Below are 26,586 nucleotides of genomic sequence, written 5' to 3'. Positions count from 1 at the left end.
TGGCATCTCTTCCGTCAAATGCAAAAAACCTTCTCGTCCCCGAATAGGGACGAGAAGGTTTTTCCCGTGGTACCACCCAAATTAAGCTTTGCGCTCACTTTGCATTCGTAACGTGAATGATCCGCCGAGGCTTACTTATCGTTCAGCACGGGACTCCGGGGCGATTTTCCCTAATTGCTTAACACCGGCTCACACCATTCCCGGCTCGCTTTGTTAAGTAAGAATCAGGTACTCTTCCCTTCTTCGTCGATCGTTATTGCTATTACTAGAAGTATAGTTTAAATAAAATTAAGAAGTCAAGGAAATGACAAAAAAATAAATAAGTGCATTATGCTTTTTCTTCGATTTGTTCTTGCTGCTCTTCTTCCTCTTCTTCAAATCGAGCAACAAGGCCATCCCAGTCTTCGTTGTTAAGCATTTCAAGTTGTGCCTCAACTAACATCCGGAAACGCGTGCGATAGACGGCTGCTTGTTTTTTCAGCTCTTCATTATCCATTGAAATCTTCCGTGCTTTTGCAAGTGAATCATTAATAATGCGATCCGCATTTTTTTCTGCTTCTTTTACAATAAGCTGAGATTCTTTTTTTGCATTTTGTCTCACTTCTTCTGCTGATTCTTGTGCCACTAAAATCGACTTATTTAACGTTTCTTCCAGGTTAGAGAAATGTCCCAGTCGTTCTTCTAGTAGTTTCACTCTTTCATTCAGTTCTTTCTTTTCTCTGATCACTGTTTCATAATCTTTGATTACCTGATCAAGAAATTCATTGACCTCATCTTCATCATAACCGCGGAATCCGCGAGTAAACTCTTTGTTATGAATATCTAATGGTGTTAAAGGCAATTCAGCCACCTCCGATTTACTCTCTTTTCATATACCCGGCTTAATCTTGTTTCGACAGCGATTTGGATATTCCTTCTATTTGTGACAAACTATTTACGAATGTGATAAGTAATCCGCCATTTATCTCGCTTCGTTTTTCCATTAACGGAGACGATTTTACTTCTACCTGAACCTCTAAGAGACAAGTAATCTCCCTCTTTTACTTCAGCTGAAGGTTGACTCACAATCTTCCAGTTCAATTTCGCTCGATCATGTTCAATCATTGTACTAACTTTTGCTCTCGAAATATTGTAAACTTCTGCCAAAACAGTATCTAATCGCAGACTTGTTACAGTACCAACCAGCTCGTCCCATTCTGCTTCAGGTAAACGTAAATGCTCAAGTGAAATTTCTACTGGAGAAAGAGAAGCCTTACCAGCTTGCGTAAGATTCATTTTCACAAAGTCAGCAATTTCCTTTGCGACAACTAGATGAGCAACACTATCCTTGACGATGATATCCCCAAATTTTTCACGCTTAATCCCGAGGCCCATCATGGCTCCTAATAAATCTGGATGAGTCAATGAAACGAACTTAGCTGGGTATGTAATTTCAAATGCTGTTATGTCGAAATCTTCATTTGAAGGCTCAAAGTAAGGTGGAACAAGAAGAGCCCTTTGACGTTCTGACCCTTCTACTCCACCTGAGAAAAACACACGCACATCAGGATGATTTCCTATGATTTGGTTCACTATATCCTGCTCTCGGGGATCTAGAAAATCGGTTAATCTGGGTGCATATCTTTCCTGAACCTCATCTTGCCATCGCAAAACGCGATCAACAAATGTTCGTTCCGCAGGACGGTAATGCTCATAGATCGACATTAACTTGCGAAACTAAAGAGAGCTGCAATTCCATACTGAACGAATTGAAGCGCAAAAATCGCGACAATCGGTGAAATATCAAGCATGCCACCGATTGGTGGAATGAAACGACGGAATGGTGCAAGGTACGGCTCAGCAATCGAAGCAATCATCTGGCCAATGGACGATTCTCTTGCATTTGGAATCCAAGACATAAAGATATAAATAATGAGGATCCACGTATAAATTTGTACTGCTGAAATTAAGATTGAAGCAATGTTCAAACTTTTCACCCTTTCTTACTTACTCATCTTCATAAATTTCATCTGTGATGTTTCCTGAAATCTCAACGTTATCCGGTGTACATAAAAATGTTTCCGGACCTAGCTTTTGAATATCGCCACCAACAGCATAGACAGTTCCGCTTAAAAAGTCGACGATCCGTCTTGCCTGATCCTGCGGAATCCGTTGCAAATTCATCACAACAGACTTCCGATTTTTCACATGATCAGCAATATCCTGAGCTTCAGCATACACTCTAGGCTCCACTAGCACAACTCTTGAGTTCTTATGAACGCTTTGGAGACTAACAACATTTTGTTTACTTTTACGACTTGCCCGGGTCACTTCAGGTTCTTCTTCCTCCATATAGGCTTCGTGCTCCTGCTGCTCATCCAATTCTATTGTTTCATCATCAAGTTCAAAGAACTGTTTGAATTTTGTCTTAATACCCAATTCCCTGCACCTCCTGGAGAGCTTAATTTATTTTTCATTACCGACAAGTGACGAGCCAATTCGAACATAGGTTGCGCCTTCTTCAACAGCAATTTCATAATCGTTCGACATCCCCATTGAAAGCTCCTTGCACGGAGCATGAGCGAGTGAGAGCGTTTGAATCCGTTCTGCAAGCTCCCTAAGTTGCTTAAAGACAGCTCGAATTTCTTCTGGATTATCTGTATGGGGAGCCATCGTCATTAACCCTATAACTTTAATCGAAGAAAACTCTTGTAGCGATTCAATAAAAGGAATTGTAGCTTCTAATGATAGGCCATGTTTCGATTCTTCTCCAGACACATTTACCTGTACAAAACAGTTTATTTCTTTTTCGGCTCTCTTGTGTATTTCTTTAGCCAGAGAGCGACGATCAAGTGAGTGAATATAGTCTACAAAAGGAAGGACTTCCTTTACTTTACGAGATTGTAGCGTTCCAATAAAGTGCCAGGAAGGCGTTGATCCAAGAGATTCTACTTTCTTTAAAAGCCCTTCATCTCGACTTTCCCCCAGATGGGTGATACCAGCATCAAGTGCTTCCTTTGTACGTTCTACACTGACATATTTTGTCACAGCTACCACGTTGATACGTTCTGGATTGCGACCAGACCTTTCAGCTGCTACATTTATTTGTTTTTTTATTATAGCTAGACTATCCCTTACATTCACGGTAATGCTATACCTCCCCGAGTCCTATGTATGCCATCATTCTTCCTGTTTTCCCATTTTCTCTACGGTGAGAGAAAAACAGGTTGCTACAACTTGTGCAGTAATGGCTAATAGATAGATGGCTCCTTTGAACTCCAGCTTTAAGGAGTAATTCCCGATTCACTGATTTTAAATCAAGCTGATATTTCTCATTAGACGTCTGTTCGAACAGTGAGTCTGTATTTAAGCATAACACTTTAACATGATCGATCACGCTATCATTCACTTCGTAACAGCATTTCCCAATCGATGGCCCGATTGCCACATAAATATCTTCTGGCTTTATGCCATCTTGTTTCCACGCTTCCATCATCTCTCCAGCAATATTCTTCGTCGTTCCTTTCCAACCTGCGTGGGCAAGTCCAACGCGATTCTCCTTTGGAGCATAAAAATATAATGGAACGCAGTCGGCATAAAGTGCTGTTAGAAGAACACTACGATCATCAGTATATAGCCCATCAACTGCCGGAATCGCATCGTGATGATCTGTTGTTCCCCGTCCTTGATCTTTTGAAGTTATTTTAACAAGTGAAGAACCATGTATTTGTTCTCCAACGACCCACTTGCTAAGTGGTTGTCCAATATCATCAGCAAGTATCTGTCGATTTGCTAGCACATCTTTTGCATCGTCTGGTACGTGAAATCCGAGATTCAAGCTAGAAAACGGAGTCTGGCTAACTCCGTTTCTACGAGTCGAAAAACCAGCAATCGGTTGATCATCCCGCTCAGCTTGACCTGGAAATTTCAGTTCCAGTGAAGTTTCCTTCATTGTTGCTTGAAACGGTTCTTTCGCCACAGTTGCACCCCTTTATACCATGATACAGTTTATACCTTATTTTATCATAATATGTTGATACTAAGGGATATAGATTGTTACATCTTTCTTACTTACGATTCTTTCTGAAACGATTCGCCATCAGCCGTATCATGATGTCGTACTAAAATCACATCCGAACCAATTTTTACAATGTTTCGCCAAGGAATAACCACATCGCTTTCTCTTGCAAATAACCCCATCATCTTTCCCGCACCTGGAATCACAATCGCTTCTATTTTACCAGTCGTTAAATTAATTTCCAGATCAGCGATGTGACCAAGTTTTCGTCCGTTTGATACGTTCACAACATCTTTAACCTGAAATTCAGAAATTTTTATCATGACGCACCCACCTTTCAACTCATTATATGAAATGCAGGCAAAAGAAAAGACCTGTTTCTCAGGTCTCATTCTAACTTTGAATATTTTTATTCATTTGATGGATCGCTGCCTTTTCAAGTCTAGATACCTGGGCTTGCGAAATCCCAATTTCATCTGCTACTTCCATTTGGGTTTTCCCCTGGAAAAAGCGCATTTGTAAAATCATATTTTCCCGCTGATTCAACCGAGTCATCGCTTCTTTAAGCGCAATATCCTCTAGCCACTGGATATCTTTTTGCTTGTCATCACTAATTTGATCCATTACAAAGATTGGATCGCCGCCATCATTATAGATCGGTTCAAATAACGAAACTGGATCTTGAATAGCGTCAAGCGCAAACACCACTTCTTCTTTCGTTACCCCGAGCTCCTTTGCAATTTCGGTAGGATTCGGTTCTTTCGAGTTCTTCGTCATTAACTTATCTCTAATCTGGAGAGACTTATAGGCGATATCTCGTAATGATCGTGAGACCCGAATCGGATTATTATCACGGAGATACCGACGAATTTCACCGATGATCATCGGCACTGCATAAGTAGAGAATTTCACGTTTTGCCCTAAATCAAAGTTATCTATGGATTTCATCAGGCCAATGCATCCTACCTGAAAGAGATCATCCACATATTCTCCTCGATTATTGAATCGCTGGATCACGCTCAGAACTAGCCTTAAATTTCCGTTAACTAATTCTTCACGTGCTGAGATATCCCCTTCCTGCATCTGCTTAAAAAGCACTCTCATTTTCTCATTTTTAAGCACAGGAAGTTTGGATGTATCTACTCCACAAATCTCGACTTTATTTCGTGTCAACTCATTCCCTCCTCATCGGAGATGCTGTCAAAGTAAAGTATCTCCGCGAGTGGGAATTTTATGCATCTATTTGTTCAACATGCTTAGACCATTTTATTAAACTCTTTTCGAAGTCGCTTAATGATGCGCTTTTCGAGCCTAGAAATATAAGATTGAGAAATACCAAGAAGGTCAGCTACATCTTTTTGCGTTTTCTCTTCCTCCCCAGCTAGACCAAACCTAAGTTCCATGATTTGTTTTTCTCTTGGATTGAGGGTTTCCAACGCTTTAACAAGGAGGCGCCGATCAACTCGCGCTTCAATGCCTCTCGTAATAATATCTTCATCTGTTCCTAACACATCAGATAGAAGCAATTCATTTCCGTCCCAGTCTACATTCAACGGCTCATCAAACGAGACTTCAGACCGAATTTTGTTGTTACGTCTTAAAAACATTAAAATCTCATTCTCAATGCACCTTGACGCATATGTGGCAAGCTTAATCTTTTTCTCAGGATTAAACGTATTTACGGCTTTAATTAAGCCAATTGTGCCTATACTAATCAAATCTTCAATGTTGATTCCTGTGTTTTCAAATTTCCGTGCAATATACACAACCAAACGAAGATTCCTTTCAATTAAAATAGACCTTGCTGCCTTATCCCCTTTTGGTAATTGTATTAACAGATGTGCTTCTTCATCTTTTGATAGAGGAGGAGGTAGTGCTTCGCTTCCTCCTATGTAATAAATTTCATCAGGTTTAATCCCTAGTTTCATTAGAATGCGCTGCCACCAGAGAACAACCTTAATTCTGAATTTCCCCATCCAAAACTCCTCCTTGATCGTCTTATAGTGATTTCTATGACGCAGTCGCCTTATGTCCTGTCAGCATTTTCGGATGAAGTATACACGTATAGTCTTTTTCCCCAGAAATGGAATGAAAGCTTAACCCAACAAGAACTTTTTTTATTATGAATGACCGACCTTCCAATGAGATCATCACTTCATCCGGCTTTACAGCACACAAGAATTGGTGATCTTGTCCGACTGCTCGAAACGGAACGATCCGTAGCCTGTGTTCCCAACGTTCCCCCTCTCCCTCTTCTTGAAATTCAGTAATGTTTTTTGCTTTCTTAATGAACGCTGGTGAAAAGTTCGCTTCATGAACGGTCATGTCGAGAATCATCACCGGACAGCCACTTAACGGATCTTGAAGCTGGTTGCCGCTATCAATGAGACCCTTTGCTGAAATACTCACTTCATCAATTCGGATGGTAACGCTTGCTAATTGATCAAAATGAATGCGTGTTGTTTCGAGGTTCTCCACTCTTTTCTTTGAAAAAAACCAAACAAGCGGAAACCCTATTAGTACAAACGTCCAGCTCACAGGATCTCCAAATCCCGTGCTCTTTGTCGCGATGGCTCCATTCACGACCGTCATGTCCTGCTGAAAAAAGTAATGCGCTCCCATCATCCCTCCACCGATCATAAATGTTACAAAATAAAAGAGCAGCCAGCACTGAAAGAAACTACGAAAACGAGTAAATCCAAACGTTAAGTAAACGATCAAAACAGAGTAAAGTAATTTCATCAATGGCTGTGTCATAAAGGTTAGAGACGGAACAAAAAGAAAAAGAACGTAAAAAGAAGCAACCAATGCACCTGTCGCAAGTCTTCTTTTCTTCACACTTTTTTTGAGCAGTATCCCAGTTAGCGCGAGTAGCAAGTAATCAAAACAAAAATTCAAAAGCCAAATCACATCAAGGTATACTGCCACAGAGTGCCTCCCCCCTTGCGATTTTGATACTAAGTATAGACTAATTTGATAGATAAACCTGTCAGATTGTGCAGGTTAGGGTGAGGTTATTTTGGATAATTATCACTAGTTTTGTCAGCCATCATCAAGCTCTTAAAAATAGAAAAAGTCGTCCTTTTCAGGACGACTTTAATTAGATCGATTGATTTTCATAAGCTCCAACAGTTACCTCGACTCCAGAAGACGTAGGATGGAGCACCTCACACTGATAAATTGGAAAACGTTTTGCTAATGCTTCTTGTAGATACTTTGAAGAGCCACTTGGAACAAAGACAATGACTGTAGGTCCAGCTCCACTTAATGCAGCACCATATCCGCCATGACTGATAGCTAATTTATGCACTTGTTCTAGGTCAGGTACAAGATGCTTTCGATATGGCTGATGAAAAAGGTCATGGGCCATTAATTTTCCAGCAAACTTCCAATCGTTTTGAAGGGCTGCTCCAACGAAAAGATTAGCAATGCTACTCGCTTCCACAGCTTCCTCGTAAGGAATTATATTAGGAAGGACAGAGCGAGAATCTGTCGTTTTTAACTTATGATTGGGAATTAAGGCTACCATTTCTAAATTCTTAACTTTATGTGAGATGGTTTCTAACCCCTCTTGCCCTGTAGCGATGACTAACCCACCATAAAGAGAGGCAGCTACATTATCGGCGTGGCCTTCAAAAACTGTTGCAATTTGAACTTTCTCTTCAAGAGTAAGCTCAAGGTCCATGACATAATTTGCTATTTCAACTGCGGCTACAATAGCTGCCGCACTACTTCCAAGACCTCTTTCCAAAGGTAATTCGCTCCTCATCGTGACTGCAAGAGGCATCGATTCTTTTCCTTTTCCATACTTTCGCTCAATTTCTTCAATTGTTTGATAAATCATGTTTTCTTTTCCAGATGGAAAGGGTTCATCAAAATCAATATAGTGAAAAGACCATTCTGAGGAAGGTTCAATCCTCACGTATAAATGTCGATCAATCGCTAGGCCAATGGAATCAAACCCTGGCCCAAGATTCGACGTACTTCCTGGTACTTTCAAGTAGAAACATTCGTCTTTGATCAATGGCTGACACATCCCTTAAGTTCTTCAAGAAACGCTGTTTTATTTGCTGCGACTACCCGTGGTTTTGCAACCACATTGTCCATCGCAGTTGCAGGATCTTTCAATCCATTACCAGTTAAGACAGCAACTACTTTTGCACCTTTCTTAATTTCACCCTTTTCCACTTGCTTCATTACGCCTGCAACGGAAGCACATGAAGCTGGTTCTGCGAAGACGCCTTCTTTTTTTGCGAGTTCTTGATAGGCAGAAAGAATTTCATCATCTGTGACGCTATCGATCTTCCCCTTGGATTCAATAACAGCCTCTTCAGCTAGATGCCAACTAGCTGGATTTCCGATCCGGATCGCCGTTGCAATCGTTTCGGGATTCGGAATAATTTTCTTTTGCACAATTGCCGCAGATCCTTCCGCTTCAAATCCACGCATTTGCGGGCGCCTTTCTTCTGAAACATATTCTTTAAATCCTTTCCAATAAGCAGAAATGTTACCGGCATTCCCCACAGGAATCGCGAGCACATCAGGAGCTCCACCGAGCTGGTCACAAACTTCAAAAGCTGCTGTTTTTTGTCCCTCTAAACGATAAGGATTAACAGAATTCACGAGGGCAATAGGCTCTGTTTCAGCTATATCGCGAACCATTTTCAAAGCTTCATCGAAATTCCCATCAATCTCAAATATCTCTGCGCCATAGATCATCGCTTGAGCTAGCTTTCCAAGCGCTACTTTCCCTTTGGGAATAACAATGATACAACGCAAGCCTGCTCTTGCACCGTATGCTGCTGCTGCTGCTGCCGTATTACCAGTTGATGCACAAATGATGGCATCGCTACCTTCCTCTTTCGCTTTAGCCACTGCCATGACCATTCCACGGTCTTTAAAGGAGCCTGTTGGGTTTGCTCCTTCAATTTTGACATAAAGTGAAATGCCAAGTTCGTTTGAAAGCTGATCGAGCTTTAAGAGAGGGGTATTCCCTTCGTTTAAAGTGAGCTGCGGCGTTTCCTCCGTAAGAGGTAAATACTCTTTATAATGCTTAATTAGTCCATTCCAGCTCATTACATTCCCTCCACACGATAGCGACTTTTCACTTCTACTACAACATCAAGATCTCTCAATCGATTATGAACATCTTCAAATGCTCTTTGATTTGTTTCATGAGTGATGATCACAAGCTCAGCTGTTCCTTTATTAACGACAGGTTCCTGAATTAATTTCTCTAAACTTAGCCCTCGATCCTGAAACAAGTGGGAAATTTTAGAAAACGCCCCAGGTTCATCTTTAACGATCAAGCGAATAAAATGCTTACTTTTGATCTGCTCGTCTTCTTTAAGCTTGCGATCATGCTGAGGTAGGATAACACTTTTTCCATTTACTCCTAACCTCATATTCTTAATGACTGCAACAAGGTCCGATACAACCGCAGTTGCAGTTGGTAATTGTCCAGCACCAGGGCCATAGAACATTGTTTCACCAACCGCTTCACCGTAGACATAAACAGCATTATATTCGTCGTTTACTGAAGCTAGTGGGTGCCTTGAAGGAAGCAATGTCGGTTGGACGGATAGCTCGATGGAACCATCTGTAGAACTAGCAATTCCTAATAGTTTTATGGTATAACCTAATTTCTTACTGTACGCAATATCATCTTCATCGACGCGAGTGATGCCCTCTACTTTGACATCATCTAATCCGACTTTCATTGAAAATCCGAGCGTTCCTAGAATCACCATTTTCCTGGCCGCATCGAGCCCTTCTACATCTGCCGTAGGATCTGCTTCTGCAAAACCTAAATCCTGTGCCTCTTTCAACACGCTTTCGTATGGAACATTGTTTTTCGTCATCTTTGTTAAGATATAATTTGTTGTACCATTTACAATCCCCATTAATTTCGTAATTCGGTCAGAAGATAACCCTTCTACTAAACTTCTAAGAATTGGAATGCCACCTGCTACACTAGCTTCGTAGAATAGATCACTTTCATTTTCTACTGCAGCACTTAGTAATTCTCTGCCGTGAATGGCCATTAAATCTTTATTTGCCGTTACGACATGTTTATGGTTTTGAAGGGAAGAAAGAATGAATTCTTTTGCTTGATCAATTCCACCAATGACTTCAATCACCACGTCAACTTCAGGATTATTAATAACCTCTTCTGGATCAAGTGTTAGAACACTCTCATCCAAATCGACGCTACGGTCTTTATCGATATCCCTCACTAAGACTTTGGCTACTTTCACCTGACAGCCCACTCGCTGCTGTAACTCCTTTTGATGGGAATCAATCATATGTACCACACCACTACCAACGGTTCCTAATCCTAATAATCCAACTGATACGCAATCCTTCATATTCCTTCCACTCCTTTTGTCCACCTGGTGAGGACACTTGTTTTTATATAATGGACATTATACGTGTGATTGCCCATGAACACAACACCATTTTCAGAAAAAATATAATTTTATCTATGTTAACAAAAGTGTGAAGAAGAAAGCAATAGCGGCCTTTTTAATGAAAGCGTATTCATTTTCGGGTGGTGCGTTTTGTGGAAAAGCGAAGTTTAAGTAAAAAAAACCAGCTCTCAAAAGAGCTGGTTTCTCCTATTAACGACGGTTACGTTTACGATTACGTAGGAACGTAGGGATGTCCAATGTGTCATTGGATTCGTCTACGCGTGCGCCGAATTTAGAGGGTTCAGGCTGTACTTCTTCTTCTTCATGCTTAGGTTGCTGAATCGGAGCGCTTTGCTTCGACTGAGCTGAAGGACGTGGAACCGTCTTTTTCTTATTCTCATTCTCGTCAAATCCTGTCGCAATGACAGTCACAAGAATTTCGTCTTTTAAATCTTCGTTAATTACGGAACCAAAAATCATATTCACATTCTCATCAGATGCAGAAGAAACAATATCTGCTGCTTCGTTTACTTCGTAAAGACTCAAGTTTGATCCACCTGTAATGTTCATTAGTACACCCTTGGCACCATCAATCGAAGTTTCGAGAAGTGGACTTGATATAGCCTTCTTGGCAGCTTCAGAAGCGCGATTTTCCCCTGTTGCAATACCAATTCCCATTAATGCAGAACCTCGTTCTGTCATGATGGTCTTCACATCCGCAAAGTCAAGGTTAATGAGTCCTGGTACGGCAATAAGGTCAGAAATACCTTGCACACCCTGGCGAAGAACGTTATCCGCTTCACGGAATGCTTCAAGCATTGGCGTATTCTTATCTACGATTTCAAGTAGACGATCGTTAGGGATAACAATTAACGTATCGACTTTTTCTTTCAACATAGCAATTCCAGTTACAGCTTGTGTTGAACGCTTCTTACCTTCAAAAGTAAACGGGCGTGTGACAACACCTACGGTTAAAGCGCCAAGCTCTTTTGCGATTTCAGCAATAACGGGGGCCGCTCCAGTACCTGTTCCGCCACCCATTCCTGCCGTTACGAATACCATATCGGCACCGCTTAGTGCTTCCTGAATCTGTTCTTTGCTTTCTTCAGCAGCTTTCTTACCAATCTCAGGATTAGCTCCAGCTCCAAGACCTCTTGTTAATTTACCACCAATTTGCATCTTTACCTCTGCCTTCGCGAGGTTTAATGCCTGTGCATCCGTGTTAACGGCAATAAATTCAACACCTTGTACACCATTTTCAATCATACGATTTACAGCGTTGCTTCCGCCTCCACCGACACCGATTACTTTTATCTGTGCTAATTGTTCCATATTCATATCAAACTCTAACATCTCAGGTCCTCCTAATCTTGTAATAGCCCTTTATTCAACAAATAGATTAAAGAAATTCTTCACTTTCTCTTTCATACCTGGTGAAGAAGATTTCTCACCTGGTTGAGGTTCGGCTTTTGTTCTACGCTTGGGCTTCACTTCTTCTTCAGGGTTAAGTGATGCTGCCACTTCTTTCCCCTGAATCTTCACGTTTTTATACGTGAATTGGATAAGACCAATGCCAGTTGTATATTGCGGTTCGCGTACGCCGATATAGTCAGGGACGGCAACACGTACGTTATGTTGCAAAATTTCACGAGCAAGTTCAAGTACGCCATCCATTCCGACCATACCACCGGTTAGAACAAATCCGCCCGGCAATTCACGAATTCCCATTCGCTTAATTTCGTCTTCTATCAATTCTAACATCTCTTCGATCCGAGGTTCTATAATATGAGCTAATTCGTACTGATTAAATTCTTGTTCAGCCGAACTGCCAATAGTCGATACAGTGAAAGCTTCCTCTTCTGAAGCTAGATCAACGAAAGCATTGCCGTGCTTGATCTTAATTCGCTCAGCTTCTTCAGTCGTTGTTCTGAGACCAATCGAAATATCTTTTGTTACATGATCGCCACCAATTTGTAGAACAGAAGTAGCTTTCAAATTTCCTTCTTCAAAGATGGAAATCGTAGTAGAACCAGCCCCCATGTTAACGAGAGCTACGCCTAAATTACGCTCATCTTTTGATAAAGCCATCGATCCACATGCAAGCGGTTGTAGACAAATATCAGCAATTTCAAGACCCGCTTTTTCTACGCATCTTAACAAATTATGTAATACTGTTTTTGAACCTGTAATGATTGTCCCTTCCATTTCCAGGCGTACACCAATCATACCACGCGGATCCGTAATTCCGTCCAGTCCATCGACCACGAACTGTCCTGGAATGACATCAATAATTTCTCGCTCAGGAGGGATAGAAACAACCTGTGCTGCGTCAATTACTCTAGCAATATCTTCATCATGAATTTCACGATCCTCACTTGATACCGCCACTACCCCATGACAGGGCTGTAGCTGAACGTGATTGCCGTTAATCCCCACAATCACAGAACGAACTGATAAACCTACCATTCTTTCTGCGTTTTCTACTGCCTGTTTAATTGAACGAACAGTTTCATCTATATCCACAATCGATCCTTTACGGATTCCATCGGAAGGCGCACTGCCAACTCCTAGAATATTTAAAGAATCGTTCGTCATCTGGCCAATGATTACTTTCACATTGGATGTACCGATGTCTAGACTCACATAAATCTCATTGCTGTTCATTCTCCTGGCACCTCCTTCAAAATCCTACCATGTTCAGGTATTAATAGTTTCTCTATATTAGGGTTGAAAAAATGCCCAACACCTTTATATACACAACATTGATTTGAATTAAACTTCCTCAAGCCTTGCATCATGAAGTCCCGGGAAGAATGTGATATAAGGACTCTATTCCACAAATCCGGTTATTTCCCTTCTTTTATACGAGAATTACTCTTATTTTTTTGGGTAACGAACCCCTACTCTCCTCGCAAGCTTTCTATTCTTAAGGCGAGTCAGTCTAAAGCAGTGCGTAAGTATTAGTCTACACCATGTGAAAGCAGTAGAAAAGTCACTGTTTCACGTATTTACAAGAAATTCTTTGTTTTCTTCTATTCTGCTATGTTATTTAGTGGGTTTTCTGTGCGATACCCTGCTTATAAACGTTCGTTGATGAAGGTGATTCCCTGTCCATTAAAACAAGTATTATCAAAGATTTTTATGAAGTCTCTTTTTTCTTCTCCTCGTCCGTTGGAGCCCCTTCGTATGGCTCAAGCCAACTTCCCTCATTCAAATAAAGAATTCCCTTAGCTTTATCCTTCAACTTCTCAACGATTAACGGATAACTGTTCATCTTCTCAGCAAAATCTGCAATGCTTGTTTTCACTTCGTAGCCATCCGTCATATACAGCGTTAAGTTAAACGCTTTATCTCCGTCCGGTGTGTAGTGAATCTCAGAAATACGATTAATAATACTTAAATTTACCTTTCGAAGCTCACCAGCCATATCAGTTAGCTCCGTACTTTCATTCCACTGCATCAATATAGGAGCGTTCACTGGTGTGTCCCCTTTAGGAAGTGCTCCAAGAATTGCCCCTGATTGTAGAATCGGGAAATATTCGCTCCCCTTTTTCAAGTAAGCGACCCGCGCATTCTCAACTACCTTCACTTTTGCTGTCGCAGGAAATTGTCTCGTGACAGTGACTTCCGCAATTTCTTTGGACTGCTCTACTTTCTCCTCAACTTTCTCTTTGTTTAAATTCCAAAAGCTTACGCTATTATCAAGCTCGCTCAATTGAATGATTTCTTTATCAGAAACGTAATTGTTGCCAGAAACTTCAACGTTCCGAATATGACTTAAGGAAGATTGGAAGTATATGATCAGCAAAATTAAAAAGAAAAAGATTGATAGATATACAACCAACCTTCGATTAGCGCGCTGCTTTCTCTGCGCTTTCAGTGTGGGGATCCGGTCTTCAATTGTTACCACTTTGCGATCTTCCATTGTCTTGCCTCCGTCTCCGGTAATTGAACTTCTGTCTACCCTTAAGATGTATAAAATGCTTATCATGGCAACCGAACGGCATGATCCAGCAGTTAGTACTCATTTCAATCATTATAGCATAAGTTTGATGCTTATTATCCACTTGAAGGAAATTCATCCCAGAGAAATATTATGATGCTACTTAAAGGTACTTTTCTTTGATTCACACGGATTGCTCCATCACATGTCCCTCAATATAGTATAGAAAAAAGCGCTCATAAATGAGCGCTTTAAGGCTATCGTTTACTGTTAAAACTTTGCGTAACGACTGATGTTAAGTAGAACCCCCATGGCAACAAGCATAAGAGTTAATGAAGAGCCTCCATAGCTTAGAAAGGGTAACGTAATCCCCGTTACTGGCATTAAGCCAGTTACAACACCAATATTAATCATCACTTGAATCGCAAGCATCCCAATGATCCCTACTGCCAGAAGACTCCCAAACAAATCAGGTGCTCGTAAGGCGATACGGATCCCCCTCCATAGAAGAAGAGCAAACAATAGAATGACAAAGGTTCCTCCGATAAATCCAAGTTCTTCTGAAAGAATGGCAAAAATAAAGTCCGTTTGTGGTTCAGGCAAATAATAAAACTTCTGTCTACTTTGTCCAAGACCAAGTCCCATCAAACCACCTGGCCCAATCGCATAAAGAGACTGAATAATTTGGAAGCCGCTTCCTAATGGGTCACTCCAGGGATCCAGATAAGACGTAATCCTGGCAATTCGGTACGGTGCAGACAATATGAGCACTGCAAACCCTGCTAAACCGAGCATGCCCAGCCAAACGAAATGGGCAATTCTTGCGCCTGATATAAAGATCATGACAACACACGTTCCCACCATCACCGCGCCTGTACCAAGGTCAGGTTGAAGCATAATCATGCCAAAAGCAAGAAAAACAAGGCCAAGTGACGGAACAAGACCCTTTTTAAATGAGGTAATTCGCTTCTGATTTTCAGATAAGTATTTTGCAAGAAACGCAATCATCGCAAGCTTAGTAAACTCAGAAGGTTGAATTGAAAATGCACCAACGCCAAGCCAGCTTCTCGCTCCCCCTCGAACGAGTCCCACTCCAGGAATAAGGACAAGAATGAGCAGAATGAAGCAGACAAGCACACCTACTTTAGACCAAGTACGCCACGTCCAATATTCTACGTTCATAACGAAAAACATGGCAGCCACCCCTACCCCTGCAAAAAGAAGCTGTCTTTTCGCAAAGAAAAACGCGTCGTCAAATTTATAGGAGGCCCAAACGGCGCTTGCACTGTAAACCATGATTAATCCAATTGCTAACAGGACAAGTGTTGCAGTTAAAAAGACCAGGTCTGGCGTTGATTTGGTTTTCGGCAATGGACCCACGCTCCGTTATGTCGATTTTACCTAACCGAACTTACCGGATAAGCAAGACAACCCCTTATTAGAGTCTATGCATTGCCTCGATAAAGATGTCTCCTCGTTCTTCAAATGTTTTGAACTGATCCCAGCTTGCGCACGCTGGTGAAAGAAGAATAACATCTCCCGATTCGGATAGATGATACGCTGTTGAAACAGCTTCTTCTACATTATCGACAACTGTGACAGAATTCAGTCCTGCTTGATTGGCCGTCGTCTTCAATTTTGGTGCCGTTTGGCCAAACGTAATAAGATGCTTTACTTTTGACTTGAAATAGGTGGCTAAATCATCGAAACCATTCCCGCGATCGAGACCACCTGCAAGAAGAATGACAGGCTTATCGAATGAATCCAACGCTTTTTTTGTCGCAATGGAGTTCGTTGCTTTTGAATCGTTGAAGAATTTCCGCCCACGCACTTCTCCTACAAATTGAAGACGGTGTTTCACTCCGTGGAAATTCGTCAGTTCCTCATGAATTTTTTCATTTGAAACACCGGATAACTTCGCTACCGCAATAGCTGCAAGCGTGTTTTCGATATTTTGCTTCATCGAAAGCTCATTAATTTTTATCACTTTCTCCTCTTGAAAAACGATCCATTCTCCTTCAATACAAACTCCGGTATCGAGTTTTTTTGTAGCAGAAAATGGAACAAGCGAAGCTTTTGATGCTTCAGCATACGAAGAAACTAGCGAATCATCAGCATTATAAACGGCAAAATCTGCACTCGTTTGATTTTGGAACATACGAGCTTTTGCTGCAGCATAAGCGTCCTTTGTACCATGATAATCAAGATGCGCTTCATAAATATTAAGTAGGACAGAAATATGCGGATGGAAATTGACTGTACCTTGTAATTGAAAACTTGATAGTTCCGTCACAAGCGTTTGATCAGGAGTTGCTTCAGCAGCTACTTCACAAACAACTGTACCGATATTACCAGCAACGATTGGATTTGCAGGTGTATGGTTTAATAGTTGGCCGATTAAGGTGGTTGTCGTTGTTTTTCCGTTCGAACCCGTAATCGCAATAAATGGTGCTTCAGAAACCTCTCCAGCAATTTCTACTTCAGTTACGATCGGAATATTTTTCTTTACGGCTTCTTCAAGAAGCGGATTTTGGTAGGGAATGCCAGGATTTTTAACAATCAAGTCAATTCCCTCAAGTAGCTCGAGCGGATGTCCCCCACCAACCACGTTAAACCCTAACTGCTGAAGTTCTTTCGCTTTTGGATTGTTCGAAATTTCTTCTCGATCATTCACTGTAACAGTTGCGCCAAGAGAGCGAAGCAACTTGGCTGCAGCAAAACCGCTTTTCGCTATACCTAATACGAGTACTGATTTATTTTCATAGTTTACTTTTCTCATTACATCCACACCTCAAGATAGATTCCAAACGCTGCACAAATTAACCCTACTGTCCAAAATGTAGCGACAACGCGCCATTCTGTCCAACCAGAAAGTTCGTAGTGGTGATGAAGCGGGCTCATTTTAAACACGCGCTTCCCTGTTGTTTTAAATGAGGCAACTTGAATAATCACTGACAATGTTTCGATGACAAAAACGCCACCAACGATGACAAGAAGAAGCTCAAGCTTGGTCATAATAGCAACAGCAGCAAGCGCTCCACCAAGAGCAAGCGACCCGGTATCACCCATGAATACTTTTGCCGGGTGAGCATTAAAAACGAGAAATCCAAGTACCGCTCCAACGACACTTACCGAGAAGATCGCTACGTCGTACATGTAAACTGCAGCTGCTAAAATGGCAAAAGCTCCAAAAGCAATAGCTGCTGTTCCAGCAACGAGACCATCTAAACCATCCGTTAAATTCACCGCATTGGAAGCACCAACCAGCATCACAAATAGTAGCACGACATATCCAATGCCAATATCAAAGCTTATTTCTGTACCAGGTACGCGAATGGCCGTATCAAATCCAACCGTTCTTAAACCAAAATAAACGAGAATTGCAATAACCATTTGACCTAGTAGCTTCTGTTTTGAAGTTAAGCCAAGGTTTCGTTTTTTTACTACTTTAATAAAATCATCTAAAAAGCCAATGAGACCATACCCTACGGTCACAAACAAAAGCAGCCAAATTTGGGTTGATATTTCATCATATTTTAATGCAATGATGACCGTACCTAGAATAATCGCGAGAATAATAATCAAGCCACCCATAGTTGGCGTACCAGATTTCTTTTGGTGTGATTTTGGTCCTTCTTCCCGAATACTCTGTCCAAATTTAAGTCTTCTTAAATAAGGGATAAATACCGGTGATACAAGCACCGCTATAATAAAAGATGTTAGCAAACTAAAAATTAATAATTGTTCAATCACTGTACTGCCTCCTTATGATTCTTTCCCTAATGCCTGTATTATGGTCTCGAGCCCAAGTCCTCTTGATGCTTTTAATAAAACAGCTGTTTGTTCATCAAGTCGACCCGATAAATAGGATGCGGCATCTTCTTTGTTGTCAAAGGAAACAGCAGGTACTTGCGTTTCATTTTCTTTCATCCCATCATAAATCCACTTTGCTTTGTCACCAACGGTAATCACTTCTGTAATCGCTGGTCTTACCGAGGTTGCAATGTTCCGGTGAAGAAATTCTTCCTGATCCCCAAGTTCATACATATCCCCAAGAATAGCAATTTTTTTCTGAAACCCTTCTAATTCAGCGAGCGTTTCTAATGCTGCTTTCATTGAAGTTGGACTGGCGTTATACGCATCGTTAATAATGAGCGCACCAGTTGATAATCGAAATTGTTCAAGTCTCATTCCGGTTAGTTTTAAGGAAGAGAGAGATTTTCGAATTTGTTCCTCTGTCATCCCTAACTTTCTGGCAGAAGCAATGCTATAGACGGCGTTTTTAATGTTATGTTTACCTAATAATGAAATTTCGAACGGCTCTTCTTCATTTTTTAGAGTAAACACATAGCCATTTTCTCGCTTTTCGACCTGATCAATTTGAAGCGCATTTTTATCTTCGTATCCGCATGAAATCACGTTTTTATGAGTCGGCGTTAGGAGTGGCTCATCACCATCGATAACGAGAACGCCGTCAGACTTAAGTCCTTCAGCTATTTCCATCTTTGCTTTAGCAATATTTTCACGGCTACCAAGTTGTAGTAAGTGTGACTCACCAATATTCGTAATAACAGCTACATCAGGTTGTGCAATTTGGGTTAGAAGTGAAATTTCGCCAAGTCCACTCATCCCCATTTCCAGAATCAACACGTCAGTGTCTTCAGGCATCGCAAGCACGGTCATGGGTAGTCCCCAATGATTGTTTAAATTCCCTTGTGTTTTAAACGTTTTATACTTTGGACTAAGGACAGCTTCAAGCATATCTTTCACAGTCGTTTTTCCATTACTTCCAGTAACACCAATGACATAAGGTTTTTGCTGTTTAAGCACCTGTTTCGCGAGTTCTTGAAAACCGACAGTCGTATCGTCTACTTCATACACATTAATTTTACCTACAAGGTCTTTAGGAAAAGGCTTGTTTTTCTCCCAAAGGGTTCCTGTCGCTCCATTTACAATCGCCGCATCAATAAATCGATGCCCATCAAAAACGTCACCAACGATTGGAACGAATAGTTTATTTGTGCAATTCTTACGAGTGTCCGTCGCGACACCTTCAAAAACCAGTTCCTGATCAACTGGTCCTTGACTGATTTCGTTTAGTAAATTCGATGAGAACTTCATCCTTTTCGCTCCTTTATGGCTTGACGTGCAATTTGTCGATCATCAAAATCTAGAACCTGATCTCCAACAATTTGATAGGTTTCATGCCCTTTCCCTGCAATTAGAACAACATCCCCATCAACGGCATGTGTAATGGCGTGTTGAATTGCTTCTGCTCGATCCGAGATTCTTATATAATGACCTTTTACACCTTCAACCATATCGTCTAAAATACGTTCAGGGTCTTCACTTCGTGGGTTATCTGATGTTAAAACGGCGGTATCAGCTAATTCCGTTGCAATCTTAGCCATAAGTGGACGCTTCGTTCGATCACGGTCTCCCCCACATCCAACCACTGCAAAAACGTTTCCTTCTGCCATTTCTTTGACGGTTAATAAAACATTTTCTAGACTGTCCGGTGTATGAGCATAATCGACGATAACAGGGAATTGTTGTCCCTCATCGACCAATTCAAAGCGACCAGGTACCCCCGAGATTTTTTCAAGGCTATTAAGAATATGATCTAGTTCCAATCCGTTCGCAAGACATGCTGCAATTGCAGCGAGTGCGTTGTATACGCTGAATTTACCCGTAAGCATCAGTTTAACATCACGAATGTCTTCAGGCGTGATTAAACGAAATCTTGTCCCATTAGCAGAAAAGGAAATTTCTTCAGCTCGAATATCTGCGTCATTATCAATGCCATATCTTAATATATACGCCGAAGTCATTTTCTCATATTGAAGGCTAGCGTCATCATCCGCATTTAGTACAGCGACCTTTTTTCTTCCTGTATCATATGTATTACCTAATTGTGAAAAAAGAAGACCTTTGGCCTGGCGATATTCTTCCATCGTCCCATGATAGTCGAGATGATCCTGAGTTAAATTGGTAAATACAGCAATATCATAGTCACATCCTCTTACGCGCCCGAGCGTTAAAGCATGAGAGGAAACTTCCATAACTGCCGTATGTACATGACGATCACGCATTCTTGCAAATTGTTTTTGAAGTAACAGCGGCTCGGGGGTTGTGTTCTTTGTTTCAAATTCTTCATCGGCTATTTTCATATTGATTGTTCCGATTAAGCCGGTTGTCTGCTTTTTATCTCTGTGAATCTGTTCAATTAAATGAGAAACGGTTGTTTTTCCATTTGTACCTGTAATACCAATTAATGAAAATGATTTCGTCGGGTGTTGATAGAAACAATTGGCCAGTTCTGCGAGAGCGCGATGGGCATCTCGAACTAGAATAACCGGCACGGATACAGACAGTTCTTTTTCTGAAACGAGCGCAACAGCTCCCTGTTGAACAGCTTGTTCGGCAAAATCATGGCCATCTACGGTATAACCTGGAATGCAGACGAAAAGACTGCCAGATGTTACTTCTCGGCTATCACTTTCAATCTTACTAATTTCGGGATTCCCTTTTCCTACCTGTTTATATGTAAGTAATGCATGGAGAAGATCGTGTAATTTCATCTCTTTCAAACCTTTCTAGTTTGCTGACATATTTTCAGAAAACAAGCCAAGAGCATACGCCTTGGCTTGTTCACTACTTATTGTACTCACCGGTTGCTTATTTGTCACCCATATAAAGTCGTATTTCTGCACCTACCGATAATTTCACTCCAGGTTCCGGCGCCTGAGCGATCACAATATCGCCTTCGCCACTTGAATCAATTTTCAAATTATACATGGCTTCACGAATTTCTTTTGATGACATTCCCACTAAATTCGGCATTTCGATCATCTCTTCATCTTGCCATGTCTTTTCTTTCTCAATCTGGTCTTCCCTTTTTTCTACACCCATAACCGTCAAACTATCCTGGATAATGTTACCTACGATCGGCGCTGCAACAATACCCCCAAATTGGAGGGTGTCTTTCGGATTGTCTATTGCTACATACACAACAATTTGCGGATCATCAGCTGGTGCAAATCCGATAAAGGAAACAATGTGGTTGTTTTTTAAATAGGCACCGTTTTTGGCCTTCTGAGCCGTTCCGGTTTTTCCACCTACACGGTAGCCGTCTACATAGGCATTCTTACCAGTTCCAAGTGCTACAACGGTTTCAAGTGCATGTCTCACTTCTTTAGATGTTTCCTCAGAGATTACCTGACGTTTCGCTATAGGCGTATTTTTGCTCACCACTGCCCCAGTTTCTGGATCTAACCATTCTTTTGCAATATACGGTTCATAGAGTGTGCCACCATTTACAGCAGCCGAGACTGCCGTCACTTGCTGAATTGGAGTTACCGAAACTCCTTGACCGAATGCTGTCGTTGCAAGCTCGAGTGGTCCTACGTTATCAACATCGAATAGAATGCCACTTGCTTCACCCTGTAAATCGATACCTGTTTTCTCGCCGAAACCAAATTTATCAATATAGGAAAAGAGCTTCTCCTTACCAAGACGTTCCCCTAGTAGAACAAACCCAGGGTTACAGGAGTTTTGAACGCCTTCTAAAAAGGTCTGACTTCCATGGCCTCCCGCTTTCCAACACCGTAACTTTGTCCCTGCTACTTCAATGCTCCCTGGGTCATGAAAGTGATCGTTTTCTAGATCAACTTCTCCTTCTTCAAGCGCTGCAGCCAGGGTGATGATTTTAAAAGTGGATCCCGGTTCATACGTGCTCCAAACGGGTTTATTTTGGTTCCATACGTCGGGAGAGACTTCTTGAAATTCTTCAGGGTTAAAATCTGGTCTTGAAGACATACCAAGTATTTCACCTGTATTTGGATCCATGGCGATCGCTGCTGCTCCATCTGGATGATAAGTCGCTTCTGCAATATCAAGTTCTCGTTCCATAATCGTTTGGATTTTAGAATCAATTGTTAAGCGAAGATCGAGTCCATCAACAGGTTCTGTATAATCATCTGCGAGCGATGGCATTCGCTTTCCTTTTGCATCTGCGTAATATTCAACCTGTCCCTTTTCGCCACTTAATTCTTCATCATAGTAAAGTTCAATACCTGTTAAACCTTGATTGTCAATCCCACTAAAACCTAGTACATGCGCTAAAAAATCTCCATTTGGATAATGACGTTTGTTATCTTCAGCGATGTAGACACCTGCAAGATTCAACTTTCGAATTTCATTTGCTTTCTCATTCGTCATTTTCTTTCCTTCAGGGCGGATCCAAACCATCGATTCATTCTGAGTAATTGTTTCATAGACTTTTTCTTTACTAGTATTGAGGGAAGCTGCAAGAGCTTCGGCTGTAGCTGCTGGATTTACGAGCTGCCTTGGAACAATTAAGACAGATGGGGCACTAATGTTCGTTGCGAGTGCCACACCGTTACGATCAAGGATCTCTCCTCTACTCGGTTCAAAAGGAATATTACGACTCCAAGAATCTTTTGCTTTCTCGCTAAGCCAGCTCCCCATCACCAGTTGTACATAACCAAGTCTTACAACGACTACAGCAAAAACAAATAGTCCAACGATAAGGGCTATCACTAGTCTTCTTCGAACAGTGACATTGGAAACGCGCATAAACTCATCCTCCCTGATTATGCTCGTTCCACTATATGTTTTATGTTCGAAAGATAGACCTGCTAGTCCGTAATTGGTTCTGCTTCATCCTCAGGTTCTGCCTGGTCAACTTCAGATGATGGAGACTTTAATTCAGCTACAAGATAGTCGTCTTTTTTAATCGTGCTTCCCTTCTCAATTCCTTGCTTCGTCACGTAACCCGATCCCATGATATTTGGTTTTAAGTCGACCAGCTCAACCAGTTTCATAACATCGGCAAGCGACCATCCAGTTATATCAGGCATGGTTGCTTGATCTTCCGTTTGCAAAATAATTCGTTCGCCATTAAGGATTTTCGTACTTGGGCGCGGTGATTGACTAATAACTTTTCCCTCACCTAGCGATACGACTGATAAACCTTTTTCTTCAAGCTGTTTCTTTGCTTCTTCTAGACTCATGCCCGTCACATCTTTTAAAACTTGACCAGACTCTGACTCTTTAGCTTGCTCTGAAGGCTTCTCTTTTTTCTCGATCGGATCAATATTTAAATATTGAAGACTGTTCTTCATTACTGTATTAAAGATGAGAGAAACCGGATCACTTCCCAGTTCTGGATACTCGAGTTTAGGACGATCAACTGCCACATAAACGACTAACTCTGGGTCATCAGCTGGAGCCATCCCAATAAAGGAGAAGATGTTATTGCCATAGCCACTCATATATCCTTTTGAGCCTTCAGAAATTTGAGCTGTACCTGTTTTTCCCGCAATATCGTAACCTTCTATGTTATAAGGAGTACCCGTTCCATCAGTCACAACCGTCCGAAGAAGATCCCGTGTTTGTTTTGCAGTTTCCTTCGAAATAGGCTCACCAGCTACTTTTGGCTCGTGATTGAGTTTCACCTCATTTGATTCGGGATCAACAATTTTCTCAATCACGTAAGGCTTCATCATTTTCCCACCGTTTGCAATAGCGGAAATCGCTTGAACTTGTTGAATTGGAGTTATTGTGGATCCCTGTCCGAAACCAGTTGTAATTCGTTCAAGCTCCCCACTATAGGTAATTCTAGATGAAGCTTCTCCAGGGAGATCTATTCCAGTTTTAGCATCCAATCCAAATTTCGTTAAATAATCTTCATACTTTTCATAACCTAGCTTTTCTTTCACTAAAATAGAAGCTGCTACGTTGGAGGACTGGCGAATTCCCTCATCAAAGCTAATCATCCCCCAGCCTTCTCCACCATTATGATCACTTATTCGACCACCTGGCACGGAGTATTGCCCTGATTGAAAAAGTTCGTCTCCTTGATACACCCCTTCTTCAATCGCTGCCGCAACAGTAAAAACCTTCATCGTGGAGCCCGGTTCAAAAGCAGTAAGCGCCATATTCGTATAATTTGATACATTTCTTAAATTAGGATCGAACGTTGGGCGATTTCCCATCGCTAGAATTTTCCCAGTGTCTGGATCAGCGACAATCGCTGTCATTCGCTCAGGGTTAAATTTCTCCTGTGCTTCGTTCAAGGCGTTTTCCATTAATACCTGGATTTTTTGATCAATTGTTAAATAAACGTCGTTCCCACTTTTAGAAGGAGTAATGTTTTCATTACCATAGGGAAGTTTAAATCCTTCTCGATCACTCTGGTACGTTTCTTTTCCTTCTTGTGGGACAAGATACTTGTTCAATTCCTTTTCTAAACCTAACAAGCCTTCCTGAACCCCGTCATCATTTTCGTTTGTAAACCCAAGAAGATGGGAAGCAAATTCTTCATTAGGATAGAGGCGCGTTTTCGTAGGAATAAAGCCGACTCCAGGTAAATCAAGCTTTTCAATTTTCTCTTTCTGTGTCAGACTCAAGTTTTTCCCTGATGCTCCGAATTCAACTTGAAACAATCCTTCTCTAGATAACACTTCGGAAACGTCGGATTGCTTCATCTCTAAAATCGGCGCAAGGGCAGCCGCAGTTTTTGAAACATCTTCTACATGATCCTCATATTCTTTATCCAAGATCGCTCGAAGTGTAAAGGAAGGAATGTCAGTAGCAAGCGCGTTTTCTCCTGTTCGGTCATAAATGGTACCGCGATCCGCTTCAAGAATTTTGCTTCGGGTCCACTTATCTTTTCCAAGCTCCATTAAGTCGACTTTTTCACCATCGGAACCAGAAATGGCCTGTGTCCACTCAATATAGAAAAACCTTCCAATAAAAGCAAAAAAGAGCAGGACAAATAGTGACATTAAAATCGCTGCTCCAACATTAATATGTGAGTTCTTGTTTGTTTCTTTCATGACAGTGCAAACCTCCGAAAATTATGATCCCTTGTTGATCACTTCTACGTTTTGATCATTTAGTTCCATGCCTAATTTTTCTTCGGCAATGTTCACAATTCGACCGGGTGCACTTAGCTCAGTTACTTTTACTTGAAGCTCTTCGTTTTGTTTACTTTGAACACGTTGGTCTGCTTCTGCTTGTTGCAGGCTCGTATTCAAATTATAAATTGTAGCATAATTCGAAACCATAAAGATTGACGCGGCCACAAATGTAAGTACAAGCATCATCCAGAGCATTTTCTCTCCCTTTGTTATGCGTCCACGTTCTACATAAACGGCTTGCTTTTTTGTTTCAACTTGCTTTTGCGTTTGTTGCTGCTGCTGATACTTATACGCCAGGTTACTCATCATTTTCCCCCTTGCACCTTCTTATATTTTTATCTTTACATTTTCTCTGCCACACGAAGCTTCGCTGATCGTGCACGTCTGTTTGCTTCCTGCTCTTCTTCAGATGGTAGAATTGGCTTTCTTGTCACTAGCTTCATATCTGGCTGGTAAGCATCTGGAATAATCGGCATTCCAGGTGGAAGTTCTGGTCCTGAAGCTGCTTCTTTCATTGTCGTTTTACATATCCGGTCTTCAAGTGAATGGAATGTAATCACACTCATGCGTCCGCCGGGATTCAAAATGGACATTCCGTCAATAAGAGCCTGCTCAAATACTTTTAGCTCATCATTTACCGCTATACGAATCGCTTGAAAAATTCTTTTCGCGGGATGTCCCCCTTTCCTTCTCGCAGGTGCAGGAATAGCATCTTTAATGAGATCAACGAGTTCAAATGTGGTTTCAATCGGTTTTAAGTCTCTTGCTTTTTCAATTTTGCGAGCGATTTGTTTTGAAAACTTTTCTTCACCAAATTTGAAAAAAATCGAGACGAGACGTTCATACTCCCACTCATTCACCACTTCGTACGCTGATAAACTGGAAGATTGATCCATCCTCATATCCAGCTGTGCATCATGTTGATAACTAAACCCCCGCTCACCCTTATCAAGCTGCGGAGAGGAAACACCAAGGTCAAATAAAATTCCATCAACGCCTTCAACACCGAGGTCAGCTAACGCTTCTTTAATAAAGCTGAAATTTCGTTCGATAACCGTAAGCTTGTCCTCATATCCTGCAAGTGTTGTTTTGGCATTATCAATTGCCCATTGATCTTGATCAAATGCATAGAGATGCCCTGTGGTTAGCTGATCCAAAATCGCTTTTGAATGTCCACCACCACCAAGCGTACAATCAACATAAATGCCATCCTCTTTAATGTTTAGTGCGTTTACTGCTTCTTCTTTTAATACTGTAATGTGTTCAAACATAGCGACACCTTAACCTTCA

At 41.3% G+C, this 26,586-nt stretch carries 25 protein-coding genes and 1 other annotated feature; all 25 genes read right to left on the bottom strand.

The window, feature by feature from the left end; all coding sequences use genetic code 11:
* Nucleotides 1-42: 42 nt before the first annotated feature.
* Nucleotides 43-253, bottom strand: a binding site (T-box leader).
* A 75-nt stretch (nucleotides 254-328) separates the two neighbouring features.
* Nucleotides 329-841, bottom strand: a complete 513-nt coding sequence (locus PQ511_RS02380; RefSeq protein ID WP_098443316.1) for a DivIVA domain-containing protein — start codon at nucleotides 839-841, stop codon at nucleotides 329-331.
* Nucleotides 842-930: 89 nt separating this feature from the next.
* A complete protein-coding gene (locus PQ511_RS02375) occupies nucleotides 931-1,704 on the bottom strand; it encodes a YlmH family RNA-binding protein (protein WP_273850336.1) in 774 nt (257 codons plus the stop codon).
* On the bottom strand, nucleotides 1,704-1,967 hold the full coding sequence (locus PQ511_RS02370; RefSeq protein WP_273850335.1) for a YggT family protein: 264 nt from the start codon (nucleotides 1,965-1,967) through the stop codon (nucleotides 1,704-1,706). The genes PQ511_RS02375 and PQ511_RS02370 overlap by 1 nt, the downstream gene beginning before the upstream one ends.
* 19 nt (nucleotides 1,968-1,986) lie before the next feature.
* Nucleotides 1,987-2,418 (bottom strand): cell division protein SepF, encoded by a 432-nt coding sequence (locus tag PQ511_RS02365; protein WP_224600184.1) that lies wholly within the window; start codon nucleotides 2,416-2,418, stop codon nucleotides 1,987-1,989.
* A gap of 27 nt (nucleotides 2,419-2,445) precedes the next feature.
* Nucleotides 2,446-3,123 (bottom strand): YggS family pyridoxal phosphate-dependent enzyme, encoded by a 678-nt coding sequence (locus PQ511_RS02360; protein ID WP_273850334.1) that lies wholly within the window; start codon nucleotides 3,121-3,123, stop codon nucleotides 2,446-2,448.
* Nucleotides 3,124-3,130: 7 nt separating this feature from the next.
* On the bottom strand, nucleotides 3,131-3,958 hold the full coding sequence (pgeF, locus tag PQ511_RS02355) for a peptidoglycan editing factor PgeF (RefSeq protein WP_273850333.1): 828 nt from the start codon (nucleotides 3,956-3,958) through the stop codon (nucleotides 3,131-3,133).
* A gap of 92 nt (nucleotides 3,959-4,050) precedes the next feature.
* A complete protein-coding gene (locus PQ511_RS02350; protein WP_098443312.1) occupies nucleotides 4,051-4,320 on the bottom strand; it encodes a YlmC/YmxH family sporulation protein in 270 nt (89 codons plus the stop codon).
* 70 nt (nucleotides 4,321-4,390) lie between these two features.
* The gene (gene sigG, locus PQ511_RS02345) at nucleotides 4,391-5,170 is read right to left on the bottom strand and encodes an RNA polymerase sporulation sigma factor SigG (RefSeq protein ID WP_194221351.1); all 780 of its coding nucleotides are present in this window, start codon (nucleotides 5,168-5,170) and stop codon (nucleotides 4,391-4,393) included.
* Nucleotides 5,171-5,253: 83 nt separating this feature from the next.
* Complete coding sequence (gene sigE, locus PQ511_RS02340; RefSeq protein ID WP_273850332.1) at nucleotides 5,254-5,973, bottom strand: RNA polymerase sporulation sigma factor SigE; 720 nt, start codon at nucleotides 5,971-5,973, stop codon at nucleotides 5,254-5,256.
* 34 nt (nucleotides 5,974-6,007) lie between these two features.
* Entirely contained in the window at nucleotides 6,008-6,925 is a 918-nt protein-coding gene (gene spoIIGA, locus PQ511_RS02335) for a sigma-E processing peptidase SpoIIGA (RefSeq protein ID WP_273850331.1), read from the bottom strand.
* 172 nt (nucleotides 6,926-7,097) lie between these two features.
* Nucleotides 7,098-8,021, bottom strand: a complete 924-nt coding sequence (gene thrB, locus PQ511_RS02330) for a homoserine kinase (protein ID WP_273850330.1) — start codon at nucleotides 8,019-8,021, stop codon at nucleotides 7,098-7,100.
* The gene (gene thrC / locus PQ511_RS02325; protein WP_273850329.1) at nucleotides 8,018-9,073 is read right to left on the bottom strand and encodes a threonine synthase; all 1,056 of its coding nucleotides are present in this window, start codon (nucleotides 9,071-9,073) and stop codon (nucleotides 8,018-8,020) included. The genes thrB and thrC overlap by 4 nt, the downstream gene beginning before the upstream one ends.
* Nucleotides 9,073-10,365: a homoserine dehydrogenase gene (locus PQ511_RS02320; protein WP_273850328.1), complete on the bottom strand. Its 1,293-nt coding sequence runs from the start codon at nucleotides 10,363-10,365 to the stop codon at nucleotides 9,073-9,075. Before PQ511_RS02320 ends, thrC begins: the two co-directional genes overlap by 1 nt.
* A 252-nt stretch (nucleotides 10,366-10,617) precedes the next feature.
* On the bottom strand, nucleotides 10,618-11,760 hold the full coding sequence (ftsZ, locus tag PQ511_RS02315) for a cell division protein FtsZ (RefSeq protein ID WP_273850327.1): 1,143 nt from the start codon (nucleotides 11,758-11,760) through the stop codon (nucleotides 10,618-10,620).
* 30 nt (nucleotides 11,761-11,790) lie between these two features.
* The gene (ftsA, locus tag PQ511_RS02310) at nucleotides 11,791-13,071 is read right to left on the bottom strand and encodes a cell division protein FtsA (RefSeq protein WP_098443304.1); all 1,281 of its coding nucleotides are present in this window, start codon (nucleotides 13,069-13,071) and stop codon (nucleotides 11,791-11,793) included.
* Nucleotides 13,072-13,546: 475 nt separating this feature from the next.
* Nucleotides 13,547-14,332 carry a cell division protein FtsQ/DivIB gene (locus PQ511_RS02305; protein ID WP_273850326.1) on the bottom strand — a complete coding sequence of 262 codons (786 nt, stop codon included), beginning with the start codon at nucleotides 14,330-14,332 and terminating at the stop codon, nucleotides 13,547-13,549.
* Between the two features lie 288 nt (nucleotides 14,333-14,620).
* On the bottom strand, nucleotides 14,621-15,721 hold the full coding sequence (spoVE, locus tag PQ511_RS02300) for a stage V sporulation protein E (RefSeq protein WP_273850325.1): 1,101 nt from the start codon (nucleotides 15,719-15,721) through the stop codon (nucleotides 14,621-14,623).
* A gap of 67 nt (nucleotides 15,722-15,788) precedes the next feature.
* A complete protein-coding gene (gene murD, locus PQ511_RS02295; RefSeq protein ID WP_273850324.1) occupies nucleotides 15,789-17,129 on the bottom strand; it encodes a UDP-N-acetylmuramoyl-L-alanine--D-glutamate ligase in 1,341 nt (446 codons plus the stop codon).
* The gene (mraY, locus tag PQ511_RS02290) at nucleotides 17,129-18,103 is read right to left on the bottom strand and encodes a phospho-N-acetylmuramoyl-pentapeptide-transferase (RefSeq protein WP_224600196.1); all 975 of its coding nucleotides are present in this window, start codon (nucleotides 18,101-18,103) and stop codon (nucleotides 17,129-17,131) included. Before mraY ends, murD begins: the two co-directional genes overlap by 1 nt.
* Nucleotides 18,104-18,115: 12 nt before the next feature.
* On the bottom strand, nucleotides 18,116-19,471 hold the full coding sequence (locus tag PQ511_RS02285) for a UDP-N-acetylmuramoyl-tripeptide--D-alanyl-D-alanine ligase (RefSeq protein ID WP_273850323.1): 1,356 nt from the start codon (nucleotides 19,469-19,471) through the stop codon (nucleotides 18,116-18,118).
* The gene (locus PQ511_RS02280) at nucleotides 19,468-20,931 is read right to left on the bottom strand and encodes a UDP-N-acetylmuramoyl-L-alanyl-D-glutamate--2,6-diaminopimelate ligase (protein ID WP_273850322.1); all 1,464 of its coding nucleotides are present in this window, start codon (nucleotides 20,929-20,931) and stop codon (nucleotides 19,468-19,470) included. Before PQ511_RS02280 ends, PQ511_RS02285 begins: the two co-directional genes overlap by 4 nt.
* Nucleotides 20,932-21,028: 97 nt before the next feature.
* Nucleotides 21,029-22,948, bottom strand: a complete 1,920-nt coding sequence (locus PQ511_RS02275; RefSeq protein ID WP_273850321.1) for a stage V sporulation protein D — start codon at nucleotides 22,946-22,948, stop codon at nucleotides 21,029-21,031.
* A gap of 62 nt (nucleotides 22,949-23,010) precedes the next feature.
* Complete coding sequence (locus PQ511_RS02270; protein WP_273850320.1) at nucleotides 23,011-25,212, bottom strand: penicillin-binding protein; 2,202 nt, start codon at nucleotides 25,210-25,212, stop codon at nucleotides 23,011-23,013.
* A gap of 21 nt (nucleotides 25,213-25,233) precedes the next feature.
* The gene (gene ftsL / locus PQ511_RS02265) at nucleotides 25,234-25,602 is read right to left on the bottom strand and encodes a cell division protein FtsL (protein WP_273850319.1); all 369 of its coding nucleotides are present in this window, start codon (nucleotides 25,600-25,602) and stop codon (nucleotides 25,234-25,236) included.
* Nucleotides 25,603-25,637: 35 nt separating this feature from the next.
* Nucleotides 25,638-26,567, bottom strand: a complete 930-nt coding sequence (rsmH, locus tag PQ511_RS02260; RefSeq protein WP_226658371.1) for a 16S rRNA (cytosine(1402)-N(4))-methyltransferase RsmH — start codon at nucleotides 26,565-26,567, stop codon at nucleotides 25,638-25,640.
* Nucleotides 26,568-26,586: the final 19 nt, after the last annotated feature.

This window comes from Guptibacillus spartinae (genome assembly GCF_028610625.1).
In the GTDB taxonomy this organism is placed as follows: Bacteria; Bacillota; Bacilli; order Bacillales; family Guptibacillaceae; genus Guptibacillus; species Guptibacillus spartinae.
Note: the sequence above shows the minus strand (reverse complement) of the source record. Positions and strands in the feature narration are given on the sequence as shown.